This window comes from Streptomyces montanisoli (genome assembly GCF_017813245.1).
GTDB lineage: Bacteria > Actinomycetota > Actinomycetes > Streptomycetales > Streptomycetaceae > Streptomyces > Streptomyces montanisoli.
This window is the reverse complement of sequence record NZ_JAGIQL010000264.1, coordinates 1-5,677: the sequence shown is the minus strand read 5'-3', so window position 1 is coordinate 5,677 and position 5,677 is coordinate 1. Positions and strand designations below refer to the sequence as shown.

Genomic DNA, 5,677 nt, shown 5'->3' with positions numbered 1-5,677 from the left:
CGATCTCGCGCCCGGGGCGGGGGCGGCCGCGCACCGCGCCCGACCGGCCGGCGGTGAGCGCGGGTATGCGTGCCCGGGAACACGCCTGCGCTCTCCGCGTTGCGCGCCGCCACAACCCGCCCCCCTCCCCCGGTCGCACCCACCCGCAAGCCCGCAAGCCCGCAAGCCCGCAACCACGCCAGGAGGCAGTCGTGACCGCCGCACCAGAGCACGCCCGCGCCGTACGCTTCGACCGCTACGGGGACCGTGACGTGCTGTACGTCGCCGACGTCCCCGTCCCCCGCCCCGCCGCGGGCGAGGTCCTGGTCGAGATCAGGGCCGCGGGGATCAATCCCGGCGAGACCGCCATCCGCACCGGCGCCCTGCACGAGCGGTTCCCCGCCACCTTCCCCTCCGGCGAGGGCAGCGACCTCGCGGGTGTGGTCCTCGAAACCGGCGAGGACGTCACCGGCCTCGCGCCGGGCGACGAGGTGCTCGGCTACTCCTGGCAGCGCTCCAGCCACGCCACCCACGCAGTCGTCCCCGCCACCCAGCTGATCCCCAAGCCCGCGGGACTTTCCTGGCCCGTGGCGGGCAGCCTCTACGTCGCCGCCTGCACGGCCTGGGCCGCCGTCGACGCGGTCGGCCCGCGGCCCGGCGAGACCGTCGCCGTCTCCGCCGCCGCAGGCGGGGTCGGCTCGATCGTCGTGCAACTGCTCGCCCTGCGCGGCGCCCGCGTCCTGGCCATCGCCTCGCCCGCCCGCGCCCCGTGGCTGACGGCCCACGGCGCCGTGCCCGTCCCCTACAGCGACAGGATCGCCGAGGACCTCACCGCAGCTGCCCCTGACGGCGTCGACGCCTTCATCGACCTGTTCGGGCCCCAGTACGTCCAGCTCGCCATCGACCTCGGGATCCCGCCCGGCCGCATCGAGACGATCATCTCCTTCGAGAAGGCCGCACAGCACGGCGCCAAGACCGCGGGAAGCGTGGACGGCTCCACCCGCGAGGTCCTCGACGAGATGGCCGGCCACGCCGCGAGCGGCCGCGTGGAGATCCCCATCGCCGCGACCTACCCGCTCGACCGCGTCCGCGACGCCTTCGCCGACCTGGAGCAGCGCCACACGCACGGCAAGATCGTCCTCATCCCGTAGCGGCCGGGCGGCCGTGTTCAGTAAGTCGTGTACCGCCGTCGACGGGCAGGGCGTCGCCGATCACGGAGCTTGCGCCACCACTGCCCTGCCGGCACCCCCGCTGTCCGGCACGCCGCCGCGTCAATGGCGGCGCCGGCCTCGTCGGAGCTGACACACTTGCACCATGCCGAACATGTCACTTCCCCAGGTCTTCTTCGATGTCTCCGCCGACGGCAAGCCGCTCGGCCGTATCACCTTCGAGCTGTTCGCTCACGACGTTCCCAAGACGGCTGAGAACTTCCGCGCGCTGTGCACGGGCGAGAAGGGCTTCGGCTACGAGGGAAGTAGCTTCCACCGCGTGATCCCCGAGTTCATGCTGCAGGGCGGTGACTTCACCAACCACGACGGCACGGGCGGCAAGAGCATCTACGGCGGGAAATTCGAGGACGAGAACTTCGAGTACAAGCACACCGAGCCGGGGATTCTGTCCATGGCCAACTCGGGGCCGAACTCGAACGGCTCCCAATTCTTCATCACCACGGTGGTGACGTCCTGGCTCGACGGCAAGCACGTCGTGTTCGGGAGGGTCACCGACGGCATGGACGTGGTCAAGAAGATCGAGGCCTTCGGCTCTGCCCCGGCAGGCAAGACCTCGGCGAAGATCGTCATCGACAAGAGCGGACAGCTCTGATCCCTCGATCGCCCCTTCACACAGGGCGTCCAGGACGGGCATGAATCCGCCTCGCACGCCACCGTGGAGTTGCCGCCTCGTCCGAGGGGGCCGGGGCTACGGTGGTGGCTCTCCAAGACCCCGGAGGTGCCACCAACCGTGCCGGATTCCTTCGTTCACCTGCACAATCACACCGAGTACTCGATGCTGGACGGGGCCCAGCGCCTCAAGCCCATGTTCGCCGAAGTCGCTCGGCAGGGGATGCCCGCCATCGCCATGAGTGACCACGGCAACATGTTCGGTGCCTACGAGTTCCAGCAGGTGGCTCAGGGCTTCGACACCGTCAAGCCGATCATCGGTATCGAGGCGTACGTGGCGCCCTCCTCGCGCCGCAACCGCAAGCAGGAGTTCTGGGGCCCGGGCGGGCAGCGGGCCATGTCCGACGACGGCGAGGGATCGAAGGACGTTTCCGGCGGCGGCCGGTTCACCCACATGACGATGTGGGCGCGGAACGTCCAGGGCCTGCGGAACCTGTTCTACCTGTCGACAGAGGCGTCTTACACCGGTCAGTTCCCGGCGGGCAAGCCCCGCATGGACATGGAGCTCATCGGCGAGCACGCCGAAGGGATCATCGCGACGACGGGCTGCCCGTCCGGCGCGATCCAGACCCGCCTCCGGCTGAACCAGTACGAAGAGGCCCGGCAGGTCGCCGCGTCCTACCAGGACATCTTCGGCCGGGAGAACTACTTCCTCGAGCTGATGGACCACGGTCTCGACCTGGAGCGCAACGTCCGCGGCGACCTGCTGCGGCTCGCGAAGGACCTGGACATCCCGCTCCTGGCCACCAACGACGCGCACTACGTCCTGGAGGAGCACGCCGACGCCCACGACAACCTGCTGTGCATCGGTGTTGGCAAGAACAAGGACGACCCGCGCAGGTTCAGGTTCAACGGCACGGGCTACTACCTGAAGACCGCCGAGCAGATGCGGGAGCTGTTCTCCGAGCTGCCTGAGGCTTGCGACAACACACTGCTGATCGCGGAGCGCGTCGAGTCCTACGAGGACGTCTTCAATCACAACGACGAGATGCCGCAGTACCCGGACGTGCCGGAGGGGGAAACACAGGAGTCGTGGCTGCGCAAGGAAGTCCTCAAGGGGCTGGCCATGCGCTACGGCGACCCGATCCCCGAGCACGTCCTTGAGCGGTTCGAGACCGAGATGACGGTCATCGGCCCGATGGGCTTCTCGTCGTACTTCCTCGTCGTGGCGGACATCTGCCGTCATGCCCGGGAGAACAAGATCCCGGTCGGGCCCGGCCGTGGTTCCGCGACCGGATCGATCGTCGCCTACGCCACTCGCATCACAGAGCTGTGCCCGCTCGAGCACGGGCTGATCTTCGAGCGGTTCCTCAACCCGGAACGCATCAACCCGCCCGACGTCGACCTCGACTTCGACGACCGCCAGCGCGACGCGATGGTGCGCTACGTCGTGGAGAAGTACGGCGACGAGTACACCGCGCTGGTGAACACGTTCGGCAAGCTCAAGGCGAAGAACGCGATCAAGGACACGTCGCGGCTGATGGGCTACCCGTTCTCCCACGGTGAGCGCATCACGAAGGCCCTACCGGGTGACGTGATGGGCAAGTCCATCCCCATCGACGGTGTCTTCAACCCGGAACACCCGCGCTACGGCGAGGCCGGCGAGATCCGGGCCCTGTACGAGGCCGAGCCAGATGTGCGGAAGGTCGTCGAGGGCGCCAAGGGCGTCGAGGGCCTGATCCGCAACACGGGTGTGCATGCCGCGGCGGTCATCCTCTCGAAGGTCAAGCTGACGGACCGGATCCCGCTGCACATGCGGGCCAAGGACGGCGTCAAGATCACCGGCTTCGACTACCCCAGTTGCGAGAACATGGGGCTGGTCAAGATGGACTTCCTGGGGCTGCGCAACCTCGGCGTCATCGACCACGCGCTCGCCAACATCCGCGAGAACCGCGGCCAGAACATCACCACCGACTCGTCCCCCCAGAACGGCGCCCAGGCGATCCCGCTGGACGACGCCGCCACCTACCGGCTCCTCGCCAGGGGTGACACGTTCGGGGTGTTCCAGCTCGACGGCGCCGGCATGCGGACGCTGCTCAAGCTCATGGAACCGACCCGGTTCGAGGACATCGCGGCCGCGCTTGCCCTGTACCGGCCAGGCCCGATGGCGGCCAACGCGCACACGAACTACGCGCACCGCAAGACCGGCCGCCAGGAGATCGAGCCGATCCACCCGGAGCTGCGCGACGCTCTGGAGCCGATCCTCGGGAACACGTTCCACCTGCTCATCTACCAAGAGCAGATCATGGCGATCGCGCGGCAACTCGCCGGTTACACCCTCGGCGGCGCCGACCTGCTGCGGCGCGCCATGGGCAAGAAGAAGCCGGAGGTGCTGGCAGCCGAGTGGGAGAAGTTCCACGACGGCATGCGCGGCAATGATTACTCCGAGGAGTCCATCAAGGCCCTGTGGGACGTCATGCTGCCGTTCTCCGGCTACGCCTTCAACAAGTCCCACACCGCCGGATACGGCCTGGTGTCGTACTGGACCGCGTACCTCAAGGCGAACTACCCCGCCGAGTACATGGCCGCCCTCCTGACGTCCGTGGGTGACGACAAGGACAAGGCCGGCCTCTACCTCGCCGATGCCCGCAAGCTCGGCGTGCAGGTCCTCCAGCCGGACATCAACGAGTCCGTCGCGGACTTCACCGCCATCGGTGAGAACGTCCGCTTCGGCCTGCGATCCGTACGCAACGTGGGTGACGGCGTCATCGAGTCCCTGGTCGCCAGCCGCAAGGCGAAGGGCAAGTACGCCTCCTTCCCGGACTTCCTGGACAAGGCCGACGTGGCCGCGTTGAACAAGCGGGCCGTGGAGTCCCTGATCAAGGCAGGCGCGTTCGACTCGCTCGGCCACACCCGCAAGGGCCTGTCAGCCGCCCACGAACCCGCCATCGACTCGGTCATCCCCGTGAAGAAGGCGGCCGCCTTCGGGCAGGACGACCTCTTCGCCGGCCTGGGCGGCGACGGCGCCGACGCCGTCCCGTCATTCGGTCTGGACTTCGCGATCGGCGAGGGCGAATGGCCCCGCAAGCAACTCCTCGCCACCGAGCGGGAAATGCTCGGGCTGTATGTGTCCGCGCACCCCCTCGACGGCACCGAGCACATCCTCTCCCGCCACCGGGACAGCACCATCAGCGAGCTGATCGGCTCAGGACGCACGGAAGGCGTCGTACAGCTGGCGGGCCTGATCACCTCCGTCGACCGGCGCATGACCAAGCAGGGCAACGCCTGGGCCATCATCAACCTCGCCGACCGCGACGGCGAGATGGAGGTCCTGTTCTTCCCCGCGTCCTACCAGCTCGTCCAGCACGCCCTGCTGCCGGACTCCGTCGTCTCTGTGCAGGGACGCCTCAACGACCGGGACGGCACGGTGTCCGTCTTCGGCCAGGAACTGGAAGTGATCGACGTGTCCTCGGCCGAAAGCGGAGGTCGGCCGCCCGTCATGCTCGCGTTCCCCTCCCACAAGATCAACGAGCCGTGCGTGGCCGAGCTCAAGCGGATCCTCACCGCCCACCGTGGCGAGAGCCCGGTCCGCATGCGCGTGCAGGCTCCGACGAAGACCGTCATCTATGAACTCGGCTACACGGTCGACCCCACGTCGGTGGTCTCCGACATCAAGGGCACCTTCGGGCCCGACGCATGGTGCGGCCTCACGTAGGGGGAACACGCTCCGGCGGTTGCGGACGAGCCCCTGTCCGCGCTCACCTGCGGCGCCGGGCCGGAGCGCCCGGGCGCGGGCGCACCCGAGGTGCGGGCCGCCGGCGGTCCGGCTGCCCACGGCCGCGGGCACAAGCGGCACAGGC

3 protein-coding genes are annotated in these 5,677 nt (G+C 68.6%); all 3 read left to right on the top strand.

What is annotated here, in order from left to right:
* Positions 1-191: 191 nt before the first annotated feature.
* The 3 genes from JFN87_RS31715 (at position 192) to dnaE (ending at position 5,532) form a co-directional block, all read left to right on the top strand.
* The gene (locus tag JFN87_RS31715) at positions 192-1,130 is read left to right on the top strand and encodes an NADP-dependent oxidoreductase (protein ID WP_307865671.1); all 939 of its coding nucleotides are present in this window, start codon (positions 192-194) and stop codon (positions 1,128-1,130) included.
* A gap of 172 nt (positions 1,131-1,302) precedes the next feature.
* Positions 1,303-1,800: a peptidylprolyl isomerase gene (locus JFN87_RS31710; protein ID WP_209345741.1), complete on the top strand. Its 498-nt coding sequence runs from the start codon at positions 1,303-1,305 to the stop codon at positions 1,798-1,800.
* A 138-nt stretch (positions 1,801-1,938) separates the two neighbouring features.
* A complete protein-coding gene (gene dnaE / locus JFN87_RS31705) occupies positions 1,939-5,532 on the top strand; it encodes a DNA polymerase III subunit alpha (protein WP_209345739.1) in 3,594 nt (1,197 codons plus the stop codon).
* Positions 5,533-5,677 lie beyond the last annotated feature (145 nt).

Bases quoted from the DNA above. Each gene is read 5' to 3' on its own strand.
- JFN87_RS31710 (WP_209345741.1), top strand. From the start codon at position 1,303: ATGTCACTTCCCCAGGTCTTCTTCGATGTCTCCGCCGACGGCAAGCCG.